Annotated in this window: 26 protein-coding genes and 1 tRNA gene; 3 read left to right on the forward strand and 24 right to left on the reverse strand. The window is 61.8% G+C overall.

Going from position 1 to position 24,694, the window contains the following annotated elements:
- Positions 1-122: 122 nt before the first annotated feature.
- The 9 genes from QZ471_RS02925 to QZ471_RS02965 form a co-directional block, all read right to left on the reverse strand.
- On the reverse strand, positions 123-335 hold the full coding sequence (locus QZ471_RS02925; RefSeq protein ID WP_081318381.1) for a DUF3892 domain-containing protein: 213 nt from the start codon (positions 333-335) through the stop codon (positions 123-125).
- A gap of 2 nt (positions 336-337) precedes the next feature.
- The gene (locus QZ471_RS02930) at positions 338-502 is read right to left on the reverse strand and encodes a hypothetical protein (RefSeq protein WP_295460788.1); all 165 of its coding nucleotides are present in this window, start codon (positions 500-502) and stop codon (positions 338-340) included.
- Between the two features lie 925 nt (positions 503-1,427).
- Positions 1,428-1,676 (reverse strand): DUF3606 domain-containing protein, encoded by a 249-nt coding sequence (locus tag QZ471_RS02935; RefSeq protein WP_295460789.1) that lies wholly within the window; start codon positions 1,674-1,676, stop codon positions 1,428-1,430.
- 104 nt (positions 1,677-1,780) lie between these two features.
- Positions 1,781-3,748, reverse strand: coding sequence for a DEAD/DEAH box helicase (locus tag QZ471_RS02940; protein ID WP_295460790.1), 1,968 nt, complete (start codon positions 3,746-3,748; stop codon positions 1,781-1,783).
- A gap of 173 nt (positions 3,749-3,921) precedes the next feature.
- Entirely contained in the window at positions 3,922-4,251 is a 330-nt protein-coding gene (locus QZ471_RS02945) for a hypothetical protein (RefSeq protein WP_295460791.1), read from the reverse strand.
- Between the two features lie 82 nt (positions 4,252-4,333).
- Positions 4,334-4,540, reverse strand: coding sequence for a CrpP family ICE-associated protein (locus QZ471_RS02950; RefSeq protein ID WP_295460792.1), 207 nt, complete (start codon positions 4,538-4,540; stop codon positions 4,334-4,336).
- 246 nt (positions 4,541-4,786) lie between these two features.
- Positions 4,787-5,245, reverse strand: coding sequence for a single-stranded DNA-binding protein (locus tag QZ471_RS02955; RefSeq protein ID WP_295460793.1), 459 nt, complete (start codon positions 5,243-5,245; stop codon positions 4,787-4,789).
- 1 nt (position 5,246) lies between these two features.
- Complete coding sequence (locus QZ471_RS02960) at positions 5,247-5,822, reverse strand: DUF3158 family protein (RefSeq protein WP_295460794.1); 576 nt, start codon at positions 5,820-5,822, stop codon at positions 5,247-5,249.
- Positions 5,823-5,826: 4 nt separating this feature from the next.
- The gene (locus QZ471_RS02965; RefSeq protein ID WP_295460795.1) at positions 5,827-6,624 is read right to left on the reverse strand and encodes a PFL_4669 family integrating conjugative element protein; all 798 of its coding nucleotides are present in this window, start codon (positions 6,622-6,624) and stop codon (positions 5,827-5,829) included.
- A 118-nt stretch (positions 6,625-6,742) separates the two neighbouring features.
- On the opposite strand from QZ471_RS02965, the gene QZ471_RS02970 reads away from it, so the two are divergent.
- Entirely contained in the window at positions 6,743-7,324 is a 582-nt protein-coding gene (locus tag QZ471_RS02970; RefSeq protein WP_295460796.1) for a mucin 17-like protein, read from the forward strand.
- Here the strand turns inward: QZ471_RS02970 and QZ471_RS02975 are convergent.
- From QZ471_RS02975 to QZ471_RS03030, 12 genes are all read right to left on the reverse strand, one after another.
- Positions 7,258-8,571, reverse strand: coding sequence for an STY4528 family pathogenicity island replication protein (locus QZ471_RS02975; RefSeq protein ID WP_295460797.1), 1,314 nt, complete (start codon positions 8,569-8,571; stop codon positions 7,258-7,260). The two genes, QZ471_RS02970 and QZ471_RS02975, sit on opposite strands and share 67 nt — an antisense overlap.
- Positions 8,568-9,296 (reverse strand): STY4526/YPO1902 family pathogenicity island replication protein, encoded by a 729-nt coding sequence (locus QZ471_RS02980; RefSeq protein ID WP_295460798.1) that lies wholly within the window; start codon positions 9,294-9,296, stop codon positions 8,568-8,570. The genes QZ471_RS02975 and QZ471_RS02980 overlap by 4 nt, the downstream gene beginning before the upstream one ends.
- Before the next feature lie 44 nt (positions 9,297-9,340).
- Positions 9,341-11,116 carry a ParB family protein gene (locus QZ471_RS02985; protein ID WP_295460799.1) on the reverse strand — a complete coding sequence of 592 codons (1,776 nt, stop codon included), beginning with the start codon at positions 11,114-11,116 and terminating at the stop codon, positions 9,341-9,343.
- The gene (locus tag QZ471_RS02990; protein ID WP_295460800.1) at positions 11,113-11,394 is read right to left on the reverse strand and encodes an Arc family DNA-binding protein; all 282 of its coding nucleotides are present in this window, start codon (positions 11,392-11,394) and stop codon (positions 11,113-11,115) included. The genes QZ471_RS02985 and QZ471_RS02990 overlap by 4 nt, the downstream gene beginning before the upstream one ends.
- Positions 11,391-11,639 carry a hypothetical protein gene (locus QZ471_RS02995; protein ID WP_295460801.1) on the reverse strand — a complete coding sequence of 83 codons (249 nt, stop codon included), beginning with the start codon at positions 11,637-11,639 and terminating at the stop codon, positions 11,391-11,393. The genes QZ471_RS02990 and QZ471_RS02995 overlap by 4 nt, the downstream gene beginning before the upstream one ends.
- Positions 11,636-12,382 carry a hypothetical protein gene (locus tag QZ471_RS03000; protein ID WP_295460802.1) on the reverse strand — a complete coding sequence of 249 codons (747 nt, stop codon included), beginning with the start codon at positions 12,380-12,382 and terminating at the stop codon, positions 11,636-11,638. The genes QZ471_RS02995 and QZ471_RS03000 overlap by 4 nt, the downstream gene beginning before the upstream one ends.
- Positions 12,379-12,804: a hypothetical protein gene (locus QZ471_RS03005; protein ID WP_295460803.1), complete on the reverse strand. Its 426-nt coding sequence runs from the start codon at positions 12,802-12,804 to the stop codon at positions 12,379-12,381. The genes QZ471_RS03000 and QZ471_RS03005 overlap by 4 nt, the downstream gene beginning before the upstream one ends.
- A gap of 1 nt (position 12,805) precedes the next feature.
- Positions 12,806-13,126 (reverse strand): hypothetical protein, encoded by a 321-nt coding sequence (locus tag QZ471_RS03010; protein WP_295460804.1) that lies wholly within the window; start codon positions 13,124-13,126, stop codon positions 12,806-12,808.
- Positions 13,127-13,310: 184 nt separating this feature from the next.
- Complete coding sequence (dnaB, locus tag QZ471_RS03015) at positions 13,311-14,690, reverse strand: replicative DNA helicase (protein WP_295460805.1); 1,380 nt, start codon at positions 14,688-14,690, stop codon at positions 13,311-13,313.
- Positions 14,687-15,385 carry a DUF2786 domain-containing protein gene (locus tag QZ471_RS03020; RefSeq protein WP_295460806.1) on the reverse strand — a complete coding sequence of 233 codons (699 nt, stop codon included), beginning with the start codon at positions 15,383-15,385 and terminating at the stop codon, positions 14,687-14,689. Before QZ471_RS03020 ends, dnaB begins: the two co-directional genes overlap by 4 nt.
- The gene (locus tag QZ471_RS03025) at positions 15,385-16,149 is read right to left on the reverse strand and encodes a hypothetical protein (RefSeq protein WP_295460807.1); all 765 of its coding nucleotides are present in this window, start codon (positions 16,147-16,149) and stop codon (positions 15,385-15,387) included. The genes QZ471_RS03020 and QZ471_RS03025 overlap by 1 nt, the downstream gene beginning before the upstream one ends.
- Position 16,150: 1 nt before the next feature.
- Positions 16,151-17,011 (reverse strand): ParA family protein, encoded by an 861-nt coding sequence (locus QZ471_RS03030; protein WP_295460808.1) that lies wholly within the window; start codon positions 17,009-17,011, stop codon positions 16,151-16,153.
- 73 nt (positions 17,012-17,084) lie between these two features.
- On the opposite strand from QZ471_RS03030, the gene QZ471_RS03035 reads away from it, so the two are divergent.
- Positions 17,085-17,148, forward strand: a tRNA-Lys gene (locus QZ471_RS03035).
- Positions 17,149-17,334: 186 nt separating this feature from the next.
- Here the strand turns inward: QZ471_RS03035 and QZ471_RS03040 are convergent.
- Together QZ471_RS03040 and QZ471_RS03045 are read right to left on the reverse strand one after the other, a co-directional pair.
- Entirely contained in the window at positions 17,335-18,414 is a 1,080-nt protein-coding gene (locus QZ471_RS03040) for an FUSC family protein (RefSeq protein WP_295460809.1), read from the reverse strand.
- Positions 18,415-18,692: 278 nt separating this feature from the next.
- Positions 18,693-21,671 carry a CheR family methyltransferase gene (locus QZ471_RS03045; protein ID WP_295460810.1) on the reverse strand — a complete coding sequence of 993 codons (2,979 nt, stop codon included), beginning with the start codon at positions 21,669-21,671 and terminating at the stop codon, positions 18,693-18,695.
- A gap of 396 nt (positions 21,672-22,067) precedes the next feature.
- Here QZ471_RS03045 and QZ471_RS03050 point away from each other — a divergent pair, with 396 nt between their 5' ends.
- Positions 22,068-22,466, forward strand: a complete 399-nt coding sequence (locus tag QZ471_RS03050) for a hypothetical protein (RefSeq protein WP_295460811.1) — start codon at positions 22,068-22,070, stop codon at positions 22,464-22,466.
- A 31-nt stretch (positions 22,467-22,497) separates the two neighbouring features.
- On the opposite strand, the gene QZ471_RS03055 is transcribed toward QZ471_RS03050, so the two are convergent.
- Complete coding sequence (locus tag QZ471_RS03055; RefSeq protein WP_295460812.1) at positions 22,498-24,411, reverse strand: methyl-accepting chemotaxis protein; 1,914 nt, start codon at positions 24,409-24,411, stop codon at positions 22,498-22,500.
- Positions 24,412-24,694 lie beyond the last annotated feature (283 nt).

Here is a 24,694-nt window from a genome sequence, read left to right on the forward strand (position 1 = left end):
TGCGGCGTGGCCCCGATTCGTGATGGGGATCACGGTGCCAGCGCAGCCAATTGAAAGCAGGAGATAACCGTATCTAGAGCGAAAGAGGTTAGGAGCAGGCCGTCCTTGGCCTTACCGCTAGATCAGTCCTGGTCTACGTTATTGCCTTTTTGGCCGTCGGGATGAGCTCGAACGTATGGCGTCCCGTTGCGGGTTACGATGCCGAAGTCAGGGTGCTTGCCTGCCTCGACTTCCTTTACCAGTTGGGGCCGCGACACGCTGCCGCGCCCGGGAATGGTGTAGGACTGGTTTTCACCGTTCTTGCCGTCACCGTTTCCACGAATATGCTTGGCCATGCTCACGCCTCCCCAAAATCAAAGACGAGCTGCGGCTGAGGCAGGCTGCGGTAGTGCTGGCAGACATCTTCCCAGCGTCCAAAACGAAAGCGCCGATAGCGGTGAACGAAGACGGTTTTAATGCGGGGAATGCGCCGAATGCGGCGACGTCGTGGGATGTTGCTCATGTCTGATTCCTCGGGGTCCAGACGTTTTTGGAGGGTGAGCGGTCCCTCAGCCGTCAGTAAAACGCGTTGACGCGATAATCACGCTGGGCGTTAAATACGGCCTTCCGAAGTGCTGCTCACCAGTGTCATTTCGGAGCCACGGGTGGCTGCGGTGCGCCGTCGGAAGCTAGTCGCAGTCCACCCGTATCCTATCTCCAGGATGGCCTAGACCACCCTTATTGCCGGCATCCCTGCCGAGCCTCCTCATACGAGGTGGCCCTTTCATCTCAAATGCTACCTACAGTCCCGTGGGGTATCCACAGCACAATCAGTAGGGTTTTTGATCCAGGTCATTATGCAGTCCCATAACCCATGTATGGGTGACAGGATAAGCCCCAGTCGCAGGGAGAGACAGTCTTGACAGGGGGGTGTTTCGCCGTCCCAGAACAGACCCATGCGCTTCAACATATGGTGTCTGGTCGAGGGCAATGACACCAGATGTCGGGTCTAACACGTTTTGGCCTGTGGATAAGCTGTTCAGCGGTAGGGGGTATTTTAGGGATAGCGCTAGGGCATTGCGCATGGGCGCTGGGTTTGAGCAGGGTGGTCAATTAACGTACAGCTTTGGAAGTGATCTAATCTCTTGAGGTAGAGGGATATGCCGGTTCGCTATGAGCAATTCCTTCACCATAAGAAATCGGTAGATGGCTAGTGCGACGATCAACGCTGCTAGGCCTATGTTTTTCACCCAAAGTTTTCGAAATAGCGATGAATCGCTGCACGAGCGTGATCTTTGCTCACGCTCACGGCATTTATTTGATCATGTCCTGAGTGATCCGCCACTTCTTGATGAGCGGAATTTTCATAATCACCAATACCTGATGGCCATTCTTATAGGTCAGGCTCAGCAGAGCGGCGGCCAGGCTAGAGGTGAGTTCTAGGTCTATTAAGGCGAAGGATCATCGAGGTCACGACGGGGTTTCGGCTTTCTAACATTGAGGCCACGAAGGTCGTTCCTCTTTCTTAGCAACACTGCGCCGACCACCATGCGGACATTCTCGACTGATTTCGGGTCGGCCAGGTTGTAAGCCTCTATCAGCTCATCTTCTGTGCAGCTAAATTCCTTACACCACCGTGCTATCGCCTGGGGCCCGCTCAGATCTATGATGTTGCCGTCGTCATTGTCATTATTCATAAAAAGCTCCTGGGGTCATGGCGAAGTGCCATATCCACACCATGCGGTTGGAGCACGAGGCTGCGCAAGCGCGGGATGCAAAAGCGCCGATAATCCGAGGGTGGCTAGGCCACCAAGGCTGAGGCCAGCTCGCTCCGAGCTTTCTCGGCAGCGTCTGGCTCGATCAGGTCACTGGCGATCCGCCGCTTGTCCTTCAGCATCTGCCAAAGGTGTAGATCGATGCTGTTCTCCACCAGCGGGATCTTCACCACTACCAGCCGCCGCTGGCCATTGCGGTACGCGCGGTCCTCGGCTTGGTCCTGCAGCCCGGGGGTCCACGGCAGGCCCAGGAAGAACACGTAGTTGGCGGCGGTCAGGTTGTTGCCGGTACCCGCTGCCGACGTTGTGCCGATGAAGACGCGGCAGTCGGCATCCTGTTGGAAGCCATCGATCGCGTTTTGCCGCTTGGTCACGCTGTCGGTACCCATCAGGGTGACGCAACCGAGGCCTGCGGCTTCGCACTGCCGCTGCAACGTGGCGACCGTCTCCTTGTACTCGCAGAACAGGATCGCCTTGTCCTGCGGATCCAGATCGGCCAGCAGCTCGATCACCACCGGGACCTTCACACGCTCCAGCAACTGGCGAAGCTGACCCAGCCGCGCGAACACGGGCCGATCTGCATTGCGGATAGTGTCGTACTCACGCTGCTGCAGCTCATCCAGCACCACTGGCACAGTCTGCCGTTGCTTGCCCTTGAGGTCGGGGAGGACGTCCTTGCGCCTGCGCAGCATCCAGTCACTGATCTCGGCGCGTAACGCCTGGCGGAACTCGGGACTGCCGGCGAAGCGCTCGCAGAACTCCGCGAGCGGGAGCTGGCCGATGGGATGGCCAGACAGTCGCAACAGCGTGTGCAGCTCCGATTCCCGGTTGAGTACCGGCGTGCCGGTCAACAGATAGCGGTTGGGCACCTTGGCGGCGATGTCGAAGCCATTGCGGGTCCAGGCCGCGGTCGGTTCCTTCAGCCGGTGAGCCTCGTCAATGATCATCACGGCGAATTGATCGGCGATGGCCACGAAGTCACCCAGACGCTCGTAGTTGACGATCACCCACTGGGCGTCCGCCTGATAGCGCTGCCGGGCGATCCGAGCGTCTGGATAGACCGCCTGGATCTCCCGCTCCCAGTTGATCACCAGGCTGGCCAGCACCACCACCAGGATCCGCTCGCCTGCGGACTGGATGCCGGCAGCGATGACGGCCTGGCGGCTTTTGCCCAGCCCCATGTCATCGGCCAGCAGCGCGCTGGTCCGCTGCAGTAGGTGGCGGATGCCGGCCGGCTGGTGGGGCATCAGTGAATAGGGCCTGAGCGCCTCGTCGATGGCCTCAACCGTCCAACTGGTCTTGGCGATGTCCGGCACCGCGGCCAGGTAGACCTCCGCCGCACTGTCCTCTTCGCCAACTGGCGCGCTCCGCTCCTGTTGCGGCCCCCCAATCGAAATCGCCGTGACATCCCGCGCTGCGCTGATCGAGCCGTCGGACAGCAGCTCCTGAAGCACGTCGATCATCTCGAACTGCTCCTCGAGCAGTCCCAGCTCCAGGATGAGGTTGCTGCGCAGCAATTCAGCCGAGGTCGGTATCCGCCAGGCCCGACTGACCGAGAGAAAGGCCCCTTGCATGCGCTTGGCCACCGCTACGCAGCCGGGATGGTAATCGCCGGACATCACCACGCCGCCGCCCGACAGCGGCGCAATCCGTAGCCGCATGCCCCAGACGAAGAGATCTCGCTGCGGATCGCCCTGGGCTTGGGCGATCTTGTCACTGAAGGCCGCCCACTGATCCGCAAAGCGGCCGCCGGCCAGCTCCGCCAGCAGGTGGAAGAGGACGTCCAGGTCTTCCAACAGGCGGCCCTTGGGCACTCGCCAGTACCGTGACAGCGGGTGCTCGCCGCGGCGAATGAAGAAACCACCGCGACTCGTCAGCAAACGGTTGGCGCCCTCGAGGTAGGGCATCTTCAGGCCGAAGTCGTAGCCGTCGAAGACGGCCCGCTGCAAGAGCTGAGAGTTACCGGCCGCGTTGCGTAGCGAGGGTCGGCTCATCCTTCAGCGGGCGCGAACAGCCGGTTCGCTCTGCCACCGATGAGCCAGACGAAAAGGGCCGCAACCAAATTCAGCATGTAAATCCTCCGCGTTTAATTCGCGGAGGATCTAAGTTTCTGCAGAAGATAGAAAGCTACAACCCTAACCTGTCGCTTCGAGGTTGCCTACGAGACCTACCCTTCGCTCCAGGGGCCAGCCTCAAAGCCTTGCTCACCTCCGGCGAACTCACGAACCCAAATGTCCCGGATTTCCTCGCCCACACCTCGGGCGGCAAATTCGAGTTTGGGCAGTTGCTTCGATACCTCTGCGAGCAGCGCACGCACGGACCAGCCGTCAAGGTTGAGGATTGAGTTCCCTGATGAGAAGGCAGTAAAAAGATCGTCGTAGACTTGATGATGCAAACCGTTCCGATCCAAGTAGTCTGTCAGATGGGAACGGATGCCCTCCACGTCTGCAGCTCGGCCTCCTTCCAGCAGGATCCACAATTCAGTATGAAAACTCATGAACGTTTGCCTCGGCAGCTCGCGATAGAAGAGGAGAGTGTCGAGCAGTTCACATGTTTGGTCTAGCTGCGCATCCGGCGTGTTAAAAATCAAAGCTCTGCTGCGCCGCTCCGTAGTAGCCCTTCAGCCACGAGGCCCGAAACGGAGGGTGATCGTAGGGACATGCGTGTAGACCCGTCTTGGCGATTGCGGCCTCGGCGCCGGCCTTCGCCGCGGCCGCATGGGCGAGGGCGCCGGAACGCCGGTCATGAGGCTTGGGTTTCGCTTTCGCAGCAGTTCTCTTCGCCATGGCAGTTCCCCGCTGAGGGAGTCGACTGGTCTAGTAGCTTCACGTTGTGGCGCGCCCAAATCCATGTACAGGAGACTGCCACTGCGCGCTGGAGCTTCCCGATGAGTCAGCTTGGCCATCACCGGACGCTTCACGATCCGGCGATTTTTTCGCCCAGCGAGTCAGGCCTGTGGAATGGGAGGCTCACGATAGAGGAACCTCCTATTTCCTGGAGCGTCACGCAGGGGCGGCCAAATTTCTAAGGGGCTAGTAGGGGATGTTGTCGTCGAAGCCGTCCGATGTCGGCGCGGCCGGGGCTGGCTGCGGAGCCGTGTTCTGCCGTGCCTGGCCGTTGCCCGAACTCTGGCCCAGTTCCACCGAGACCAGCCGGTGCGGCAGGATGGCCACGCGCGAGGCCTGAACCTTCATCGCCGCCTGCTCGTCACCATGTTCGTCATCCCAGCGATCCATGACCGCCGCGCCGTCCACCAGCACCCGCATTCCCTTCTGGAACAGGTTGCTGTAGCTCTCCGCATCCCGGTGCCACCACTCGACGTTGGCCCAGAAGCCGCCGCGGTCTTCATAGCTGCCATCGGCGAGCCGGATGCTGTGGTCGAAATAGACGTTCAACCGCAGCAGGTGCCGAGGTTCGTTGTTGCCCTTCTGGATCTTGCGGTACTCCGGTGTGGAGCCGATGTTGCCTTCCCAAACGACTGCTGTGCCCATGTCAGGCCTCCTGCTGGGGTGCGGCGTCTTTGCCGCGGGATTGGATGATCTGTTGCAGCCGTTCTGTGTAAACGGCATCGGCCTGGGCCATCTTCTCGGCGCACTCGGCGGCCTGTCGGCCGATGGAATGGACCAGGCTGATCTGCATGTTCAGCGCGATGCGCTGCTGCTCCAGGGCGTGGAGGTCGGCGAGCATCGACTCCGGAGTCTTGGTGTCCTGACACAGCTCCTCCCACAACTGGACCCCCATCCGGCGCGTGCCGACCTCCTGCCACCGCAGGAACATAGTTCCGGCTGAAGTCACCTGATGCGTGAGCCGGATCGGCAGCAAGGTGAATGGGTATCGCTGGGCCTGGGCCAGGACCTGCTCCTGGGCCAGAGCGTTCAGGTCGGCTGCAAGGGAACGGCACTGCTCGGCCAACTGGTCCATCGCTCCCTTACCCTTAAAGGGCTTTAAAAGCCCTTTGTAGAAGGGCGCGTGTTGCAGGCTCGCGAAGACAGTTTGTTGCAGTGGCTGGAAGGCTGTCTGTTGCAGGTCTGCTGCGTTTGAGCCCTGAGTGGACTGTTGCAGTGCCATGGCGTTAGACCTCACTCAGTGCGTTGGCGCTTTGTAAGCTACTCGGTTCGCCTGGATGCTCATCCTCTTCAGCACTGTCGCCATCGCCGAAGTCTTCGCCACTCTGAGTGGTTGTCGGGGTTTCCCCAGGGCGCTGGATGGCTGGGGCAAATTTGCTACGCCGGGTCCCCTCAAGCACGTCTTTTGGCATCTCCAGAACGGCGTACATTTCCTTCGCATTGATGGCCCGTGCATTGTTCGCAGCGATGTCGTCGCGCGATGCACCGCTATAGCCCTTGTAGCGCTGGCCAACGCCGTAGAGGCGACGCAGCACGGCGGCGCCTTCGTCCAACCAGAGCTCTTTGGATCTCGTATCGATGAGACCTATGTGAGCGGCCAAAAGAATTCGGCGAACCAGCTCGTCATACTGCGTGAGCAGATAGACGCCCCTGAACGCGAGCGGGGAGCTTAGGTACAGCGGTACTTTAAGAGGCTGGATCGACAGATTGGTCCCGACGTCGAGCTGCTTAGGCAACATCGCCATGATCTGGTCCAATCGCTGATCGATGGCCGTCATTTCCTGCTCAGATTCCTCGATCTTTTCCTCGATCATGATGAGGTAGAGGTCGGCGTAGGGATCGTCCTTGGCCGCGCTAGCGGTGATGCGGTTGATGATGTTGGCGAAGCCCGACAGTCCGATCATGCCCGGCTTGTTATCAACCCGCTGGCGACCGAACCAGAGGCGGGAAGCGTGGTGGGTGTGCAGCGTGAGATCGATGGTTGATCTGAGCGAGCCCAGGTTGAGCTGGAAGGTATCAGCCATGAGAAGGTTTCCTTGGTTGTGATGGGACACTTGGGCAGGGTGCCGAGAACTTCGATGGCTGCCACTGGGAAACCGTACTTGGGCTTGCGGAGGTTGCAGTTCGCGTGAGGTTGTCCGGGTGCTGGGACGTGTTGCCAGTGGCATCACCCTGGTCCGGATGCTGGGGAGTGATGGCAGTGGCATCACTCAGGTCGGGATGCTGGAGAGTGATGCAAGTGGAATCACCTTGGTCGAGGTACTGGATAGTGATTCCAGTGGAATCACCTTGGTCGGGGTGCAGGGGAGTGATGCCAGTGGCATCACCCTGGTCGGGGTGCTGGAAAGTGATGCCAGTGGCATCACCCTGGTCGAGATGCTGGAAGATGATGCCAGTGGCATCATCCTGGTCGGGGTGCTGGAAGGTGATGCCAGTGGCATCACCCTGGTCGGGTTGCTGGAAGGTGATGCCAGTGGCATCACCTTGGTCGGGGTGCTGGAAAGTGATGCCAGTGGCATCACCCTGGTCGAGATGCTGGAAGATGATGCCAGTGGCATCACCCTGGTCGAGATGCTGGAAGGTGATGCCAGTGGCATCACCTTGGCCAGGGGGCTGGGCAATGATTCCCTGGGAATCACCCAGTGCGAATGCCTGGATCATTGCCTGGTACCCCCACGCCCGATCAGCGACTTGATGTTGTTCAGCGCCATTCGGCCAGTTTGAGCATCCGCTACTGCTGCCTTCGGAGGCGGGGCCTCCTGATAGCGCGGTAACGGTATAGGCGGTTGTCTCTCAGGCGCGAGGGATACGGGTGCAGAACGCATAGCTCCCTCAGTGGATGAGGCCCCGCCCGGCTGCCAGTCCGTATTGAATTCCCCCTTGAGCGCCCGCTGAACGAGCTTCATCAAGTAGCCGAATGGCTTCTTCACCCCACCCCCTCTGCATCTGGCCCCCCATTGATCTAGCAGGGGGGCGCGGATCTCAGGGCACAACGCGTCCAGGGCGGAGCGGGCATGTTCCCGCTGAACTTCAGTCAGCAGCTGTCCAGCGCTTGGCCAGGTGAGCTGTGGCCTGTCTGATGCGCGCGGTACAGAGCTTTTACATACAGAAGTATCTGTATAGGTATACGTACTATATGAGTTCGGATTCCGAACTAAGGCAGGTGCGTCCTGATTTCTACTGAGTTCGGATTCCGAACTCTGGTCCGAAGGGCAGGAAACTTGGGTTGTTTCACTGAGTTCGGAATCCGAACTCGGGTTTTCCTGGGCGCGCGTGCCCTGAGTTCGGATTCCGAACTCAGGTACTCGTGGCAGTTCCAGCGGCTCGGCGCCCAGACCTTGCATGCGAAACCGGTGCTGGAAGACGTCAACGCGAGTGGGCAACTTGCGTGTCTCGCTGACCGATAGACTGTCGAAAACCTGAGCTGCCAGCTCTTTCACAGAGGCGTTCGCGTGCTCGATGCCTTGAGCAACCAGGGGTAGGTAGTCGCTGTCCAGTTGCAGGGCTTCGGCAAGATCGACCGGCTCGTCATGCAGGATGTAGATGTTGCCTTGGACGCGCCCGGTGATGGAGTCTCGTACTCGTCGACCTAGGCTCAGCCAGCGCGTCAAACGCAACACTGTGAGCGCCTTCGCCACGGTCTCCCGTGAGGCAGGTTTTCCCGGGGACGAGCCGAGGTAGGGGCGCAACTGCTCGTAGGTAGGGAATGCGGTTACCCCGTCGCCGCTCATCAACAGGCGAAATACCTGCCAGGCGTTTCTCTCAAGGGGTGACAACCGGTTATCGAGTAGCAGCCGTCGGGGCACTGTCTCGTGTGGATTACCCGAGAACATGATGCCGGCGAAATCCACAGGCAGGTCTTCGCCGGTTTTCTGTTTATGGTGTCGCTGAGCCTGGACATGCACGTGCAGGTGGGACGCGGCAGCGTCCAGGGCTTGGTTCAACAAAGGCGGCAGAGGCGCAACGGTCACATTTGATCGCCTTCTGCATGATCCAGATCCAGGGCCTGCTGACCCTCCAGAGAGGTTGCGAGGGCGGGCGAACTTGCGGACCGCTGTCGCTGGCGACTGGCGTCAGAAATAAGGAAGAGCGGTGCCCTGGCTGCTTTCGGAGGATAGATCCCCTCGTTGATCCAGGTCTGGACCAGATTCCAGATAAAGGCCACGGTCACCTTGTTGTCGACTTCCTCCTGAGGACCGTTTTGCTCTTCGGTGATCAGCATGCAGATGTCGAGTACCGAGAAGGCATCGGTGTGCTCGACGTCGTGCTGCTTCATCAGGTCGTTGAATCGATACCAAATCTGGTCGGTATCATCGACACCGGCCATCCGCCCGGAACGACCTGGGGCATCAAAGAGTTGGCGTAGCAGGCTGATTTCGCTGGGAGACAAGCCAAAGAAGGTACGAATCATGCCATTCGTGGCACCGAGCTTCAGCGCTCGATGTATGAGCCGCTGCTCACGCTCGTCGCGTTCGCAATTCTCCAGCAACTGCTTGATCATCTCCACGTCGACTTCGACGCGGCACCAGCGCACTGGAGCGTTTTTCAAGATGCTGTAGGCGTGGGGCTGATTCATCTGATTCAGCACGTCGACATCGAGGCCGAGATCCAGGCAACGTGCAACTTGACCATGCCGCATCTGGTGAAGAATTTGATCCAGAAGCGCCTGATTCATGGGGCTGTACTTCGAGGACATGGCAGCAACTTCCTATGCGTAGTCCAGATCCAAATGGAGGCCGGCTATTGGCCGGCCTCCAGTTCAATGAGCCGTCGGGCGAGGCGTATCATTCGAAAGAGCTTCACCAGCGCGGCGTCGGTCATTCGCCCCTCAGTGCTGGCCGGTCGGTCGTCGAAAAGAGGATCCCCGATCAGCAGCCGGCCCAGGCCCAGGGCCAGGGTGGCGTTCGCATCGGAGAGGTCGAGTTTGGGATCGCGGGATTTGACATATCCGTACATGCCGTAAAGGGCCTGCAGCAGCTGCCAGGCACACTGGCCCCTTTCGGACAGCGGCGCCTGGGGGGACTTGAGAGTGAAGCCCAGGGCCAGTTCGCTGGGATACAGCAGGTCGCCCGGAACGTCCGATAGCTCGGCCACTTCGAACGCAAGCGCCTGCAGTGCTCTTCGCAGATCCTCGGGATTGTCGAGGACGCGCTCGATATACCAGAGGTCGGAGACCGGGTGCAGGCCACCGGCCTGTACAGGAATGGCGCGCAGCGCATCGCTGTTGAAGTCGCGCAGAATCTCTCCGCTCTCCGCCGCAATCTGGCGTTGCACCTCGCGGACCTTGGGGCCAATGCCATCGGGTGTCACGATGTGGCCGTCGAGCCGAGCAGCGAGCTCGTCTTGGGTTAGGCTCTCAGGATCGGGTGGCGTCAGCAGGCCAGGTGGCTCACTACCGCTCTCGGGCTGAGTCGGATCAATCGCGACCGTCCCGGTCTGCTGAGGTGTTTGGGGCAATTGATGAGGAGGGGTGTCGGTAGCGGGTTTCTCTTGTTGGCCAGACGTCCGCTGCCTGGACGCAGGAGCCGGATCCACGCCCGGTGGCGTCGGCTTGGTAGTGCCGGACAGTGTGACTGTGCTTGGAGGAATCTCAGGCGCTCGGCCGTCCTCGATAGGCATGCCTACCAGCTGTGCGCGGCGGCTGCTTTTCTGGTGATCGAGCACCGCCTTGAAGACGTGCTCGTAACCGACCTGAAGGACCTTCCCTATCCGGCCAATCAGTGCATCCTCAACGCTCTCATAGACAAAATTCTCGGTCGGGCCGTCGAAGCCATTGAGGACTTCCTGGTACAGCCATTCGAAGTCGTCTTCGGTGCCCTTGAACTTGATCCAAGCATTCAGAGCGGAGCTGCGCAGCGTTAACAGCTTTTCAACCTGGGGTTTGCCCAGTCCCGAGTACAGGAGGGCGGGTATCGCGGGTACCAGTGTCCGGAGTGTCTCCTGCATGCGGCTGATGTGCGGTTGGGAAACTCGATAGCCATCATCCGACAACAGCTTCGCCAGCTCGCGCTGGGAGATCTCCTTGCCTAATTTCTCGGCATACAGCTGTCTTGCCTGATCGATACTGACCGCACGCTCGATGAACATGAGGTTGCCGCGCATGTCGTTCTCGGCCAGATGGCCCGTGAGGGCGACGATCTCGCCGCGGTCACTCCAGGGGCGGAACAGGCAGTTGATCCGGAAGAATCGTTCTTCTCGGGTTTCCAGCCACAGCTCATTGAGGATGGCCAGGCGCGTGTTGCCCCCGCTGCTGATGATGTACTTGTCCTCGCCTGGCCGCCGAGTTACGGGCGGGGGCTGGTCCAGGCCCCTGGCTAGGATTGAGGCTTTGATGTCGTCGTAGCTGGGATTGCGCGTCTTCCGCGGGTTGTTGTCGTAGGGGGACAACTGGTCCAGGGTCAGCAGCATGGGCGTTTCTTTGATCGGATCGGCCAGTCGAGCCAGTTGGTTACTCGGTGGCGCGAAGCCGCCGGCCAGCAGGCGGTTCGCCACCGCTTCGTTCGTCGGCTTACTCATGCGCGGCGTTCTCCTACGGCTTGCAGCAGCGGTCGCTGGCTTGGTTGATCTGTCGCAGCGAGCAGGTGATCGATAACCTGGTACAGCCGCTGCAGTTCGGTCTGGAGCTGAAACGTGCGCTCCAGACGATCAACGATCTCGGAGTTCATTGAGCGGTGAGCATCCTTCGCGGCTGCATCAATGCGGGCACGCATTCCCATAGGCAGGCGTAGCTGGAAGCTTTCGGTCTCTGTATCAGTTCGTTTCTGGCGTGGCTTACGCTTGGGGACGGCTTTCATAGGGTCTGGTCCAATTCATTCGAGGACTGGGCGCGACGCAGCTGCGCGCGGGCGTTGCGACCCGCGCGGTGATCGCTCGGTGTGGAGGATGTGAAGATTGGCGCGTAGCCAGTCTTGGTGAACCTGAGGTGGCCACCCTGGGTACGTGTGACCACCCATCCTTCGCCCAGGGCGAAGGCCACGAGGGCCCTGAGGTGTTTTTTGCCGATGTCTCGCGGGGACAGGGAGGGTGTGCTTGTGCTCATGCGCAGTCCTCCTGACCAGCCACCATGCGCCCGACATTCTGGATCGGCTGCCTCATCAAGGATCCTGCACCCGGAGGTGGCTCGGTGAGGTCCGCCAGTCGCTGCAGAAACTGCTGCTCTGCTACCTCGGCTGACCAGGGATCGATCCGGACGGGGAGTGGCTCAATGCCCTCCTGTCCATACCAGGGATCGTCGTCACCCGGCATCAGGATCAGGCGCTCTGTAAACATCAGGCGTGTGTCGACGACCTTCACGCTATCGGGCAGGGTCGCCGAGATGCCAAATCGCTCCGCGATCAGGCCGAACAGGTGCTGTTCGAGCTGGTGATAGAAAGGCCGGTCGGCATGCACACCCATGCACAACGAAGTGTGGGGCACCGTCCAATTCATGGGCAGCCGGAGACTGAGTAGCTCGATGAAACGCGCGCGCTCCATCCCCGCTACTTCGGCAGCGCTGGTCAGCAGCGCCTCGTGGTAGCTGACCAGGAGACGCTTGAGCGGGCCAGTGAGGTCGCCGAGGTAGGCTTCGGCGGCGTCATGCAGGAGTGCGGGCAGCGCGTCCTCTGGCGGAACGTGGTAGCTGGCCAAGACACTGTGCTGAGCTACCGAGTAGAAGGCGGTGGTTTGCCCTGCGAACCGGCATGCTCTGGAGAGTCCCCGAGCCAGATCGAGTGGGTCGATATCGTCTGCGGTGCTACCAGTGAGATCCAGGCGTCGGCCCGTAGCGGTGAGAATCCAGCTCATGAGCGGCTTCCTCCCTTCACGTACCCCGCCTTGAAGGGCAGACGGTGAGTGCGTGCCAGGGCATGGCAGCGCTCCAGGGGCTCCTGCAGCCGCTTGGCCGCGGTGCGCAAGGTGTCCCCGGCCAGCGCGCGGGCGCGCAGCAGGCGCACGAGCGACTCATCGGAAAGTTGCTGTGCAGGGGGGGCTGTTGCTGCCGCGTCTGCGTTGGCCCGCTGCTGGTCGGCCTGCAGGGCCTCCTCGCGTCGAGCGCTAATGACAAAGGCAGGGGCCGAGGTCGACCGCTTAGTGGTATCGACGACCTGGACCTTGCCACCCCTGGCTTCGAAGTCGGCGAGGGCACGCTCCAGCATCTCGCGGTCGCGTACTCGGCTGGTTTGATCGACAAGGGGAGCTTCAATTTCCGAGCTCTGGAACGGCAGCATGTCATTGCCCTCCCGCCTGGAGCTGGAGCTTATTCCCCGCCTCGATGGCCACAATCTCAGCGAGGCCGTCGTCCCGGAAGAGCGTGTCCAGGGTGCTGAAGAAGCCATCGGCTTGCTCGCGCGAACCGCTCACCCGAAACACCACGGTGGTGTCGTGATAGGTACCGGCATCCGGATCTCGCACCTGCATGGACTCGATGTCTTGCGAGTGGCAGACGCTGCAGACCAGTACCTCTCCGGCTATCGCCTGCGGCCGACAGAGATGATGGCCGCACTGGCGGCAATAGTGAGTTACCCGAGAGAGCTCAGTGTGGGGGTTCATGCGAGGACTCCTTGCCGGCTCCCGCCGGCGAGATCGGAGGGGAGGGCAGGGATGAAAGTGCGCCGGGCGGCCAGGGGCCGCCGGCGCGAAAGGGTGCCGGACGCATCCAGTGGTAGGGTTGAAGGTGCGAACCAAGACCACTCAGACCACAGGAGGTCCGGCATGAAAGGGGAGGGCAGGAGATTCATGACTGCACTTCCCGCCAGGCTTGAGCACTGAGGTTCTCGAACCGAGTCTGGCTGGCGATGAATGCCGCATACACGGTGCCTTGGGGGCCTTGGCGATGCTTACTAACGATCAGCTCGGCAATGCCCTTATGCTCGGTTTCGGGGTGGTAATACTCGTCGCGGTAGAGGAAGACGATGACGTCGGCGTCCTGCTCAATGGAGCCGCCGTCGCGCAGGTCGGCATTGATAGGCCGCTTGTTCGGGCGCCTCTCCAGCTCGCGGTTGAGCTGCGAAAGCGCAATGACCGGGCAGCGCATCTCTTTCGCTAGGGCTTTCAGGGAGCCGGTGATTGCACCGATCTCGTTGGCCCGATTTTCCTTCCCGGCGCACTGCATGAGCTGTAGATAGTCGACCATGATCAGCGCCGGATGACCGTAGCGCTTGGCGGCACGGCGCGAGCGGGCGCGTAGCTGCGTCGGGGTCAGTCCGGCCGTGTCATCGATCACCAAGCGATCGCCATATTTGTGCAGGCGATCGACTGCATAGGTCAGCTTGGTCCAGTCTTCATCTTCGAGCTGTCCCAGCTTGAGTTTCTGGGCATCCAGCTTGCCGAGGATTGCCAGATTGCGAAGCAGCAGCTGGTCTGCCGGCATCTCAAGGCTGAACAGTTGCACTGTCTTCTGGAGATCGTGCTGCAGGGCGGCATCGATGCAATTGAGCATGAAGCTGGTTTTCCCCATGCCTGGGCGAGCGCCGACGATGATGAGATCGGTGTCCTGCCAGCCCGATGTGAGGGTGTCCAAGTCGGTAAGCCCCGACGGCACCCCGGTGACGGGCGTGGGGTTGTTGAAGCGGTAGTCGATGGTGTCGATCAGCTTGCCAAGCGTGGCCGGGACGTCGCAGAACTGGGAGGCTTTGCGGTCCTGTCCCAGGGCGAAGAGTTGGTGTTCAGCCTGATCCTGAATCTCAGCCGCCTTTGCGCCGGGGGTACTGGCCTCCCGGCTGCAGCCAAAGCCGAAGAGAGTGAGCCGGCGCAGGTGCGCGCGCTCGGCGACGATCTCGGCGTAGGCCAGGATATTGGCCACCGACGGTGTGTCCTTGGCGAGCGTGGCCAGGTAGGCAATGCCGCCTACCTCCTGTACTTCGGGCAGCACCTCGGCGAGTGTGACGACGTCGAAGGGCGACGACTGGCTGGCAAGCAAGGCGATGCGGCGGAAGATCAGCTGGTGCGGCCGGTAGAAGAAGTCCTCTTCCTGGAGCACGTCGGCGATCAGGTCCCAGGTACTGTTGTCGAGCATGAGCCCGCCCAGTACCGCTTGCTCTGCCTCTTGCGAGTGAGCCGGCACCAGACTTCCGGCCACCCGCTCGATGTCGGGCAAGACCAGGGGCTGGTTCATACTCGATCTCCCAGCGCCAGGCCGCCTTGGCGATTCACCCCTCGATGGAGCTGCGCTGTCTTGCCCTGTTGGAAGCCCTGGAGGCGTGAGCGAGTGTCATGACCCTTGGCTTCGATGTACTCCAGCTCGAAGGTTTTTAGGTTGGGATGGGTGAGGGCCAAATACGCTGAGATGGCTTGCTGGGTCTCGTCGGGCTTGCCCTGCGCAAACGCCTGGACCTTCACGCGCACGGCGGCGATCCAGCCCTCGGCGAAGATCTGGCCCCGACGCCGCTTGGTCGCGAGCTTGCAGCGGCTCTGGCTCTGTACGAAGGCCTTCCGCGCAGCCAGCAGCTGCTGGTGGAGGGCCGAATAGGCGTAGCTGGCCAGCTCTGCTGCTACGCCTACGCCGACGAACTTGAAGGCCCACCCCAGCCGCTGATCAAAGTAGGCCAGATGGTCGCAGTCGAAGGCTTCCGAGCAGACCTGGGCTAGTTGATGAAGCCAGTGGGCCGGACTTCGTCGGGTGCCGGTTGCCACTGACGCCTCGCACGCCATGACGGCGTGGATCTCTGCTTCCTGGAGATGGTGTTGCTGCATCAGCTTGCGGGCCTGACGCAGTGCGGTCTCCGCTTCGTTCGGCGCGGCGCCGGCATCCCTGGCCAGAGCGAAGCATTTCGCGACGCGCTCAAGGATCTTCTGCTTGTTGGCGTCCATCAGACAGTCCCCCCGTGAGAGGGGCTCTTGACGGACGCCTGGCCTGATTCCAGGACTACTTCCTGGAGTGCCTTGGTCCAGACCTTGATGGTCTCCTGCGCGCTGGGCTTCGAAAGCTGAGTTTCTCGGACCTCATCAATACGCTGCTGCAGGGACTCGAGTCGCTGAGCGGGAGTTTGGTCCGGGTGAATGAGGTGTTCTTTGACCGAGTACTTCAGGTCGGCGATCAGGCTTGATACCTGGTCCAAACGCCATTGTCTGGTTGCTGTCCAGCTTTGAGCCTGGCTCAGCATCATGTCTCGAAGGCAGTGGTCTTCCTTGAGCAGCCAGCCGTCAGTCACGGGTCTGATGGCGATGTACAGTTTCAACACTTCGATCTGCTGTTCGACCGTCGTGGTGGATAGCTGGAAATGTTGCGCTACGAGTCGCGTTGCTTGCTGCCCACGTTGCTCACGGAGCTTTGCAACTGCCTTCTCCTCGCGTGCTTTCCGTTCCTTAGCGTGCTCGACGTTATGCTTCACGGAGTCAAGTAGGGCTGCCGCTTTGTTCAGCAGCTCGCGCTGTTCGTGAGACAGCTCTTGGCCTAGCCGCCCTAGGATCGAGTTAGAGTTCTGGGTCAGCGCTCGAAGCTCGCGCGCTGCGCTAGAAAGGCCGGTCTGCACCTTCTGGAGGCTCTTCGCGTCGTAGAGGCTTCCCTGTTTCAGCACCGTTTCTGCCGTGACGCCTGTAGCCTGGGTCAGATCATGCTTTCGAGAACTGGCCATCTCATTTGCCCCCTTTCACCAGGGCATGCACGACCGATTCGGTCATGGCCGTGAAGCGGTCAGCCCACTCTGGAAAGAGTTCGATGGCGAGGTTGCGTATGACCTGTAGGGCCGCAGGCGCCTGTCGGTTGCTGGGCTGCTTGTACTCCAGACGATGTGCCGGGATGCCGAGGGTGGCCGACTCGCGGTAGACGACGGCATCAGGAATGACGGTATCTAAGACCTGGATATCGGCATGATCGCGGAAGGTCTCGCGGATCGTGGAATTCAACTGGCGTGCGTCAGCGGTGAGATCCAGCCCGTTCACGACGGCCTTGATCGGCGGTACCGGTAGCCCAAGGCGGGCGTAAGGGCGAAGTCCATCCAGCATCTGCAAAGTGCCACGATTGAATTCGCGTGCCGACAGCATTTCCGGGGGGAGGGGTGAGACGGCGAGGTCAGAGGCCAACATCACCATTTCGAGCAGCACGGTGCGGGCACCTTGCGTGTCAATCAGCACCAGGTCGAAGTCATCCTGAAAAATGTCCTTGAGATGAGCCAGGCGAAGCCGGCCATCAGGTGCTTGCAGGAGGAGGTTGATGAGATGGTTGTGCGGATCGTTGGAATAGATCAGCGACAGGTTTTTGATGCTGGTCCTGGAGACGATGTGCTCAAGGCGCGTTTCGTTGTTGGCGATCAGCTCGAAGACGCCGCAAGGAGCAGGCTCGACGAGATCGTAGTAGGAGGAGAGGGAAGGCTGGACCGGGTCCAGATCGATCATCAAGGTGCGCAGCCCCGAATCTGCGCAGAATGCCCCCAGGTTGGCTACAGAGGTTGTTTTCCCGGTGCCGCCCTTGGTAGAAGTCTTGGATGTGGTTTTCAATTTTCGCAGCCTCTAATGGATTCATTAGAGGCCGCTAGCTTGCTCTGTAGGGCCCGCTGGGCCTGGAGAAGGAGGGTGCGGCGAGCAATTGGCTTTTAACCAATTGGTCGTAGGTTCGAATCCCACACGACCCACCATTTTCACCAGAAACCCTCCGCAAGGAGGGTTTTTGCGTTTCTGGCCCAGCGAATAGCTCTTTGCAGAGCGGCTTACCTGCTGGAATTGTTTCTCGGACTCCGACTTCGGAGTGGTGGCCAGGGCGCTGCTGCAAAGAATGGCCTGATCAAGGTCTGGCGTATGGCTGGCCTTGGTATAGGTAGTCGCTAGCGCCTGCCGGCGGAAGGTCGGCTGATCAGCCAGGTCAAGGCAAAATACAGTGGCTCCAGCACGATAAAGCCCAGCAGGATACCGCCCAGCCGCTCCATGCTTACTACGGGATCGATATGGTCATAGTGGTCAGGCACCATCACCACGAGGAAGGCCAGCGCGAACTGCATACCGAGATAGCCGATACCGAGCGGCCCATTTTCGATATGTCGGCCGATCAGCACGCCTATGGCCACACCCGCCAGTATCAGCCAGAGACTGCCCTGACCGAGCAATAGCAGAAGGGCGGCCAGGCCGCCGCCGAGAAGACAGCCGAGCATCCGATGCAATAGCCGCCTGGACACTGCCTTGCTGGCTTCGCTCAGCCTGTCGAGTGGAACGACCATGACGGCCAGGATGGTAATGGCCGCCTGGCTGATGTCCACGCCGATCTTCCACCCTGCCATTAATGACAACAATGCCAAGGCAAGCCCGCCCTGCAGGGCATGGCGCAGCGCCGAGGTCTGCCACAAGGCGAGGGCAAGCGGCTCCGATGTCGGGGTGTCCGGTGCCTTGGGCAACCAGCGGTTGCGTATGGCATAGGTGGATAGGGCGCTTACCAGCACACAAGCCGAGGTGCCGAGCAGGACCTCCAGCAGGCGTGACCAAGCAAATAGCTCGATTTTGTCGGGGGTCTGGAGGCCCGCCAGGATGACCATGGCATAGGTGAGGCCTCCGAGCAGCCAGGCATAGCCGTGGCGGCCCACCAGGGTCAGGTAGAGGGTGAGGCTCCCCACGATGCCCAGCAGTACCGCCTGTGCGTGCGTTTGCAGGTGCAGATAGTGCAGGACGAGCAAGGCGCATCCGGCGCCGATGCAGGTACCCAGCACCCGCAGGCAGCCACGAGCGAAGCTATCGCGGACATTGGACCTCATGACGATATAGCCGCTGAACGCCGCCCAACCGACATGCTGGACCCCGGCCAGGTGGCCTAGCAGGATCGCCAACAATACAGAGGCCAGGGTTTCCAGTTCATCGATCAGCCGGCGGCGATCACGGCCGAAACGCCGGAGATCTCCACCGAGATCCAGCAGCAACTGCTTGAGCTGCGACAGTGCGTGAGAAGGTAGCATGGCTTCAGGTATGACTACCGTTACGGCTGTTCATGCTACAGCGCCAACTCGACGTCCGATATCAAGCGAAGCCAACTATCTCGTTATCTCGCCTAAGGATTGATTCAGCGCTTTCGGTTCCAGGCGGATCGAATGGATACCGAGCGGACTTACCTTTTGGTATCCCTGGAATGGGTGGAAATTGCAGGGGGCACGGCAGCCGCCCTGAGCAGCCGCTGTAGCCCTGAACCTGCATGCGCTAATCAAGGAGGAGACCCCGCAGGCTGTTCCCGTGGCGATTGCAGGTGCCGCCAGATGATGATTGCAGCGGTGTGGGTGAAGGCGGCGGCCAGTTCGAGATCGACGGCATCGGGCAGTTGGGGATGTTCGAAGTACATCGCCAGGGAGCCGAGGCTCTCGCCTTCCGCGGTTTTCACCGGAAAGGACCAGCAGCCGCGGAAGTCGTATTGGCGCGCTAGCCAGGCCCAGGATTCCCATAGCGGTTCTTCCAGCACATCGCGGGTGATGACGGGCTCGCCCAGCGCGATGGCCAGTCCACAGGCCAGGGACTCAGGGGCGATCAACAGGCCTTCGACCTCGCGGGCATAGCCTTCGGCCATCCCCACCACATGGCTCAAGCCGGTGCTTTTGGCGAGGAAGAAGGCGCAGCGGCGCTGATCGCCGGCCTGGGCGATCAGCGCGCGGACGAGGATGCCCAGGGACAGGCAGAGATCCTCTCCCTTCATGGCGGCTTGGAAGGCCTCCTTTTGCGCCAAGAGCCACTGTTGGTTGCGTTTCAACTGGCGCTCGCGCTCGCGCAACGCCAGCTCCGCCTGGGTGCGCAGGGTGATGTCGGCGAAGGTGAGGACGACGCCGGTGACGCGCTGGGCATCGCCGGGATCAGGGCTGACCCGCCGAAGAAACCAGCGGGCGTCCTGGGACTGCACCACGGCGGTACGGGACTCGCCCCCCTGGAGTACCTGTCTGATGTCCTCGAACAGCGCTGGATCCCGGAATTTCGGTACCAGATCCTGCACATGACGCCCAGTATCGGCCTGCCGCAAGGGCAGCAGGTCGCTCATGGCCGGGGTGAACCAGCGGATTCTCAGGGTCTCGTCCAGGCACAGGATCATCACCGCGCCCGACGACAACACCCGCCTTTGCATCTGCAACTGCTCGATGTGTTCCTGCAGCGAGTCGTTCGCTCGGTTGAGGTCCTCGTTGCTCAGTTGCAAATGGTCGTTACTGTCCTTGAGTTCGTCGTTCAGAGCCTTCAGTTCTTCGTTGAGTGCCTGCAGCTCTTCTCGGGACGCTTCGAGCTCCTCCTGGGAGAGACGCACCGCTTCGCACCAGTCCGCTTCCTCCACGATGACGGCATCCGAGGTGGCTGCCGCTGCCGGCGGTGCCGTTCGGCTTTCCTGGCGGATGAAGGACACCAGGACCTGGTCATGCTGACCAGGTCCGTCCAGCGGAGTGATGCGCAGCGTCACGCCCAGGCTGGCGTCGAAGCGATCCGGCAATCCGGCCACCAGGGAGGGCTGGCCACCGTGCAGGGCGGAGGTGAGGTGGTGGCGCAGGTGGGCGACCCAGGGCCGCGGGACCAGATCGAGCAGCCGGTAGCTGGGCTCGCCAGCGGCGAGACCGAGAAAGGCCGAGGTATCGCCGTACACCCGCAGCACCTGCCCTTCGACGTCGATCAGCACCGACGGTAGCTCGAAGTGTTCGAGTGCCTGGCGCTGGGCTGCGGCGGCGCGGGTCGTCCTGGTGGACCTGACACGGGGCAGAGCGGGCGGCTGGGTCGACAGCGGTCCTACCTTGCGATGCAGGTTCCAACGCGGGGCGACCGGTTCGAAGCCGCGGCGATGCAATGGATAGGCTTCGCTCTTGCCGAGCAGCAGATAGCCACCGGGCCGCAGGGCGCCGTGCAGCACCTGGAGGACGACATCGATGGTCTCGGGTTCGAGGTAGATCAGCAGATTGCGACAGCTGATCAGATCCATCGAGGCCAGGGGCGGATCGAGCAGCAGATCCTGAATCGCGAACACCAGGTGCTCGCGCAGGACGCGCCTGACCCGGAAGGCGCCATCGACCGGGTAGAAATAACGCGCGCGACGTGCGGGAGAAAGCGCCGCCACCTCATTGGCGCGATAGAGGCCACGGCTGGCCTGGGCCAGTAGCTCCGGGGCCGGTTCGGTGGCGAACACCTGGGCCTCCCGGGTGCAGTCGTGCGCCGTGCGGAGTTCGTCCAGCAGCATGGCCATGGAATAGGCTTCCTGACCGCTGGAGCAGGCCGGAATCCAGATACGCAGCGGCTCGGCGTCCGGTCTGTCCAGCAGGGGCAGCAGGACCTCCTCGCCCAGAGCTTCCCAGGCCTCGGGGTCGCGAAAGAATTCGGTGACATGGACGGGAATGCCCTTGACCAGGGCGACCAGTTCCGCCGGATCGTCATCCAGCAGGGCGGCGTAGTCGGTGAAGGCCCAGACCCGGCGGACGTCCATGCGTTGCTGAATCCGCCATAGCAGGGGAGAGGTCTTGTAGCCGCTGAAGTCGAATGCCGCCTGCCTGCGGATCAGGCCGAGGATGTGGTCGAGGGTAGCTGCCAGAGGTGTCTGCTGCGTGGCAGGCGTTGGCCAGACGTGGTCCGGCGCGGCGCAGTCGATGAGGTAGTGCGCGATGTCGCCTATGGCGAGGGTCAGGTGATGCAGGTCGCGTTGGACGATGGCGGTGGGCATGCTGGCGTGGGCGGCCGTCAGCGGATCCTGGACGATCACCGTGCCTCCGCATTGGCGGATGTGGATGGCGCCGGCGGTGCCGTCCATGCCGCTGCCGGAGAGGATCACCGCGATGGTGCGGGCGCCTTCGACGGGGGACAGGCTTTCCAAGAAGGCGTCGATGGCATCCGTCCCCGGGCGCCGATGCCCACCTTCGGCAGGGCGGGTACGGAAGCGTTGGTCTTCCAGGGTGAGGATGTCGTCGGGCGAGGGCAGATGCACCGTGGCAGGCTGGGGGTGGGTGGCGTCCGCGGCCAGGCGGACCGGCATCGCCGTCCAGTTTCGCAGCAGGCCGGCGAGGCCGCTGGGGTTGCCCGGCGGCAGGTGTTGGAGCACCACGAAGGCGAAGGGCAGTTTGGCGCCCAGGGCTTCGAACAATTGCTGGAGGAGGGTGACGCCGCCGGCCGAGGCGCCTATGACGATGAGCGGAGGTAGCGCGACATCTGCGCCAGTTGCGGGGGATGGTGTCATGTTCAGGGTCCGTGGCAGCGCCGGCTGGCTGGTCGGTGGTGGACTGCAACCCGCGGCGCCAAGGACAGGGCCGACGTCTTGAGCCGGCGACGAACAACCTTGGGCGGAGGTGGTAGCCGCTGAGGCGGAGCCAGCGTGAGAGAAGCGCCAGGGCCTCAGGGCGATAATTCACGCTGAATGAAGGGTGCTCAGTGTTGAGCTTATACCCAAAACCGGAATCGGCCAGCGACGCCCGGAAGACCTTGCATTGCCGAGCCAGCCATGAGGGCTGACCGCTACCTATGCCTTACTCGTTGGTGGCAAAAAGCCACTACACAGGTCGCCTTGGCATTGGTAATGTTCATCATCATTAGCCAGACTAAGATCCACTCAACGTCTCCTCAGTCATTGCCCCTTATGACCGCCTCACGTAGACCTCCCCGCGCCGCCGGCCGCAGCGCCAAGCCCGATTCGCTCCGCGCGGCCCACCAGCAGATCACCCGTAACAACGGCACCCTGGCCGATATCGCCGACCTGATCGAACTGGAGGGGAAGGCCCATCCCGCGCGGCTGCCACCCGGCCAACCCTCGCGCGAGCAATCCAGGAGCGGCAAGGCGGCCAGCACCGCCGCGCCCCAGGGCCAGGCCAAAGCCAGCGGCGGCCAGTCGCTGGAGTATCACCCCTTCGGTATTCCGGTGCTGGCCATATTGCTCTGCGCCCTGATCGTCGGCGCGGCGGTCGGGGTGCCGCTGGGCGTCCTGACCTATGGCACCGCGATCTACAGCGCCGTGATGGACAGCCTGGCGGTGTTCTAGGCCAGGCACCGCGGGAGCATTCCGACCTGCCTCAGACCTTGAAGCGGCGGGTCATCTCCTGGAGGCTGACGCTGATGCGGGCCAGCTCCATGCTGGAGGAGGCCGTTTCTTCGCTGGCCGCGGCGGTCTGGTCGGAGATGTCGCGGACGTTGGTCACGCTGCGGCTGATCTCTTCCCCGGCGGCGCTCTGCTGTTCGGCCGCGCAGGCGATCTGCTCGTTCATGGACTCGATGTCCTTCACCGAGCGGGTGATGCGCTTGAGCATCTCGCTGGCTTCGCGCGAGAGGCCGACGCTGCTTTCGGTCAACTGTACGTTCTGGTCGAGTACCGCCGCCATGCGATCGGTGCTCTGGTTGAGGCCGGTGATGAGCTGGGCGATCTCGTCGGTGGAGGAACGGGTGCGCTGAGCGAGTCCGCGGACCTCATCGGCGACCACGGCGAAGCCGCGACCCGCTTCGCCGGCGCGCGCGGCTTCGATGGCAGCATTCAGCGCCAGCAGATTGGTCTGCTCGGACACGGCCTTGATCACATCCAGGACGCCGCCGATGCTTTCCGCGTGGCTCCGCAGGGTCGCCATGGCGGTCTTGGTCGATTCCATCTCGGTGGCGAGGAGTTCGATCTGGGTCACCGCCTTGGTGACGGCCTGGTCGCCCTGCAGGGCTTGCTGGCTGGCCTCCAGCGCGGACTTGGCTGCCGTCCCGGCATTGCGCGAGACCTCGTGGGTAGTGGCGGTCATTTCCTGCATGGCCGTGGCGATCTGGTCGGTCTCGACCTTCTGCGACTGCACGCCGGCGCTGGTCTGTTCAGTCACCGCCGAGAGCTGTTCGGCCGCACTGGCCACCTGGACGACGCCATCCTTCATGTCGCCGATCAGCCGCCGCAGGTTGAGGGTCATGCGCTGCATGCTGGCCTGGAGCGCGCCCAGCTCGTCCTTGCGGGTCACCTCCTGCTGATGGGTGAAGTCACCGTTGGCCACGGTTTCGGCGAGCGCCACGGTGTCCTTCAGCGGGCCCACGATGGAGCGGGTGATCAGCCAGGCGCCGAGCAGGCCCAGGGCGACGGCGATGGCCAGCCATACCAGCAGCAGTTGTCGGGCGCCGGTGACGTCCTCGCCCTGGAATTCCTTCTGGATCGCGGTCAACTTGTCCGAGTTGGCGAGGATCGAGGTGATGGATGCCGAGATGCCGGCCTGGCCTTCGTCTACCTTCGCCTGCTGGACGGCCAGCTGTTGCAAGCGCTGCTGGTACCCATCGATCTCACCTTCGAGTTTCTTCTGGAGATCGCTCGGTAGGCCGGTGCTAGCCAGCGCCTTGACCTGGGTCCGCACGCTATCGATGGCGCTGCGTGCAGCCTCTTCGGATTCCTTGCTCGGTGTCGCCGCATAACTGCGCAGGCTGATGCGCATCTTCTGCAGGCCGATGAAGAGCGCCGCCAGTTGTTGGCGATCTTCGAAGCGGCCGCCCTCGGCGTTGGCGGCCTCGGCCAGGCTCAGCAGATGAGTGTTGGCCGTTTCGGCCGAGGCAGTAGCCTGCTTCTGGAGGGCTTCACGCTCACGCGTCGCGGTCACGACCTCGGTGTAGAAGTCGCGATAGCGCTTGAGGGTGGCGCCCGTCTCGCTCATCAGCGCCTCGTTGATCTTGGAGGTGAAGTTGGGCGTGATGCTCTGCAACTGGGCTTCGGTCTTGTCCAGCGCCGCGAGCCATTTCGCGGCCTGGGCGTCATCGCCCTTGATGATGTACATCAGCCGCTCGATCCGCATGTTCCTGGCCAGCGTACTGAAGCTGGCGATGTCGGTGATCCGCTCGCTGCGGTCGCGCAGCGTGTCGGTCGCCCGCCAGCCCGTATAAGCCACCAGCAGGATCATGCCGATGAGCAGTGAAAAGCCGAGCGCAAGCTTGGCGCGCACGCTGAGGTTGGTGAACAGATTCGAGCCGGTCGTGGACATTGGGGCTACCTGGAGAAAGACCATCGAGGAGAGGGCGTCGCGCGCAGCGAAATTCGCCGGGTTTGGTTATTGCAATCATTATCATTTGCCGTGTGGACCTGGCTCTTGACGACTCCACCGGACGACCGCTCGAACGCCGGATCGGGGATCCTAGGCGCGTATCAGTGAGGTATCCGGTAGGAAAGGAGCGAGATCGGGGGGCAATACAGTGCACCGCTTCGGTTGTAGAGACTACCGAAACCGCAAAAAGTGATGCGGGTCACATAAAGTGGCGGATGGCCGG

Source organism: uncultured Pseudomonas sp. (assembly GCF_913774235.1).
In the GTDB taxonomy this organism is placed as follows: domain Bacteria; phylum Pseudomonadota; class Gammaproteobacteria; order Pseudomonadales; family Pseudomonadaceae; genus Chryseomonas.

Bases quoted from the DNA above. Each gene is read 5' to 3' on its own strand.
- QZ471_RS03050 (WP_295460811.1), top strand. From the start codon at position 22,068: ATGACCGCCTCACGTAGACCTCCCCGCGCCGCCGGCCGCAGCGCCAAG.
- QZ471_RS03055 (WP_295460812.1), bottom strand. From the start codon at position 24,411: ATGTCCACGACCGGCTCGAATCTGTTCACCAACCTCAGCGTGCGCGCC.
- QZ471_RS03005 (WP_295460803.1), bottom strand. From the start codon at position 12,804: ATGCTGCCGTTCCAGAGCTCGGAAATTGAAGCTCCCCTTGTCGATCAA.
- dnaB (WP_295460805.1), bottom strand. From the start codon at position 14,690: ATGAACCAGCCCCTGGTCTTGCCCGACATCGAGCGGGTGGCCGGAAGT.
- QZ471_RS02960 (WP_295460794.1), bottom strand. From the start codon at position 5,822: ATGGCACTGCAACAGTCCACTCAGGGCTCAAACGCAGCAGACCTGCAA.
- QZ471_RS02980 (WP_295460798.1), bottom strand. From the start codon at position 9,296: ATGTCCTCGAAGTACAGCCCCATGAATCAGGCGCTTCTGGATCAAATT.
- QZ471_RS03010 (WP_295460804.1), bottom strand. From the start codon at position 13,126: ATGAACCCCCACACTGAGCTCTCTCGGGTAACTCACTATTGCCGCCAG.
- QZ471_RS02955 (WP_295460793.1), bottom strand. From the start codon at position 5,245: ATGGGCACAGCAGTCGTTTGGGAAGGCAACATCGGCTCCACACCGGAG.
- QZ471_RS03020 (WP_295460806.1), bottom strand. From the start codon at position 15,385: ATGGACGCCAACAAGCAGAAGATCCTTGAGCGCGTCGCGAAATGCTTC.
- QZ471_RS03045 (WP_295460810.1), bottom strand. From the start codon at position 21,671: ATGACACCATCCCCCGCAACTGGCGCAGATGTCGCGCTACCTCCGCTC.
- QZ471_RS02925 (WP_081318381.1), bottom strand. From the start codon at position 335: ATGGCCAAGCATATTCGTGGAAACGGTGACGGCAAGAACGGTGAAAAC.
- QZ471_RS02990 (WP_295460800.1), bottom strand. From the start codon at position 11,394: ATGAAAGCCGTCCCCAAGCGTAAGCCACGCCAGAAACGAACTGATACA.
- QZ471_RS02995 (WP_295460801.1), bottom strand. From the start codon at position 11,639: ATGAGCACAAGCACACCCTCCCTGTCCCCGCGAGACATCGGCAAAAAA.
- QZ471_RS03000 (WP_295460802.1), bottom strand. From the start codon at position 12,382: ATGAGCTGGATTCTCACCGCTACGGGCCGACGCCTGGATCTCACTGGT.
- QZ471_RS02930 (WP_295460788.1), bottom strand. From the start codon at position 502: ATGAGCAACATCCCACGACGTCGCCGCATTCGGCGCATTCCCCGCATT.
- QZ471_RS02985 (WP_295460799.1), bottom strand. From the start codon at position 11,116: ATGAGTAAGCCGACGAACGAAGCGGTGGCGAACCGCCTGCTGGCCGGC.
- QZ471_RS03025 (WP_295460807.1), bottom strand. From the start codon at position 16,149: ATGGCCAGTTCTCGAAAGCATGATCTGACCCAGGCTACAGGCGTCACG.
- QZ471_RS02965 (WP_295460795.1), bottom strand. From the start codon at position 6,624: ATGGCTGATACCTTCCAGCTCAACCTGGGCTCGCTCAGATCAACCATC.
- QZ471_RS02935 (WP_295460789.1), bottom strand. From the start codon at position 1,676: ATGAATAATGACAATGACGACGGCAACATCATAGATCTGAGCGGGCCC.
- QZ471_RS02950 (WP_295460792.1), bottom strand. From the start codon at position 4,540: ATGGCGAAGAGAACTGCTGCGAAAGCGAAACCCAAGCCTCATGACCGG.
- QZ471_RS02940 (WP_295460790.1), bottom strand. From the start codon at position 3,748: ATGAGCCGACCCTCGCTACGCAACGCGGCCGGTAACTCTCAGCTCTTG.
- QZ471_RS02945 (WP_295460791.1), bottom strand. From the start codon at position 4,251: ATGAGTTTTCATACTGAATTGTGGATCCTGCTGGAAGGAGGCCGAGCT.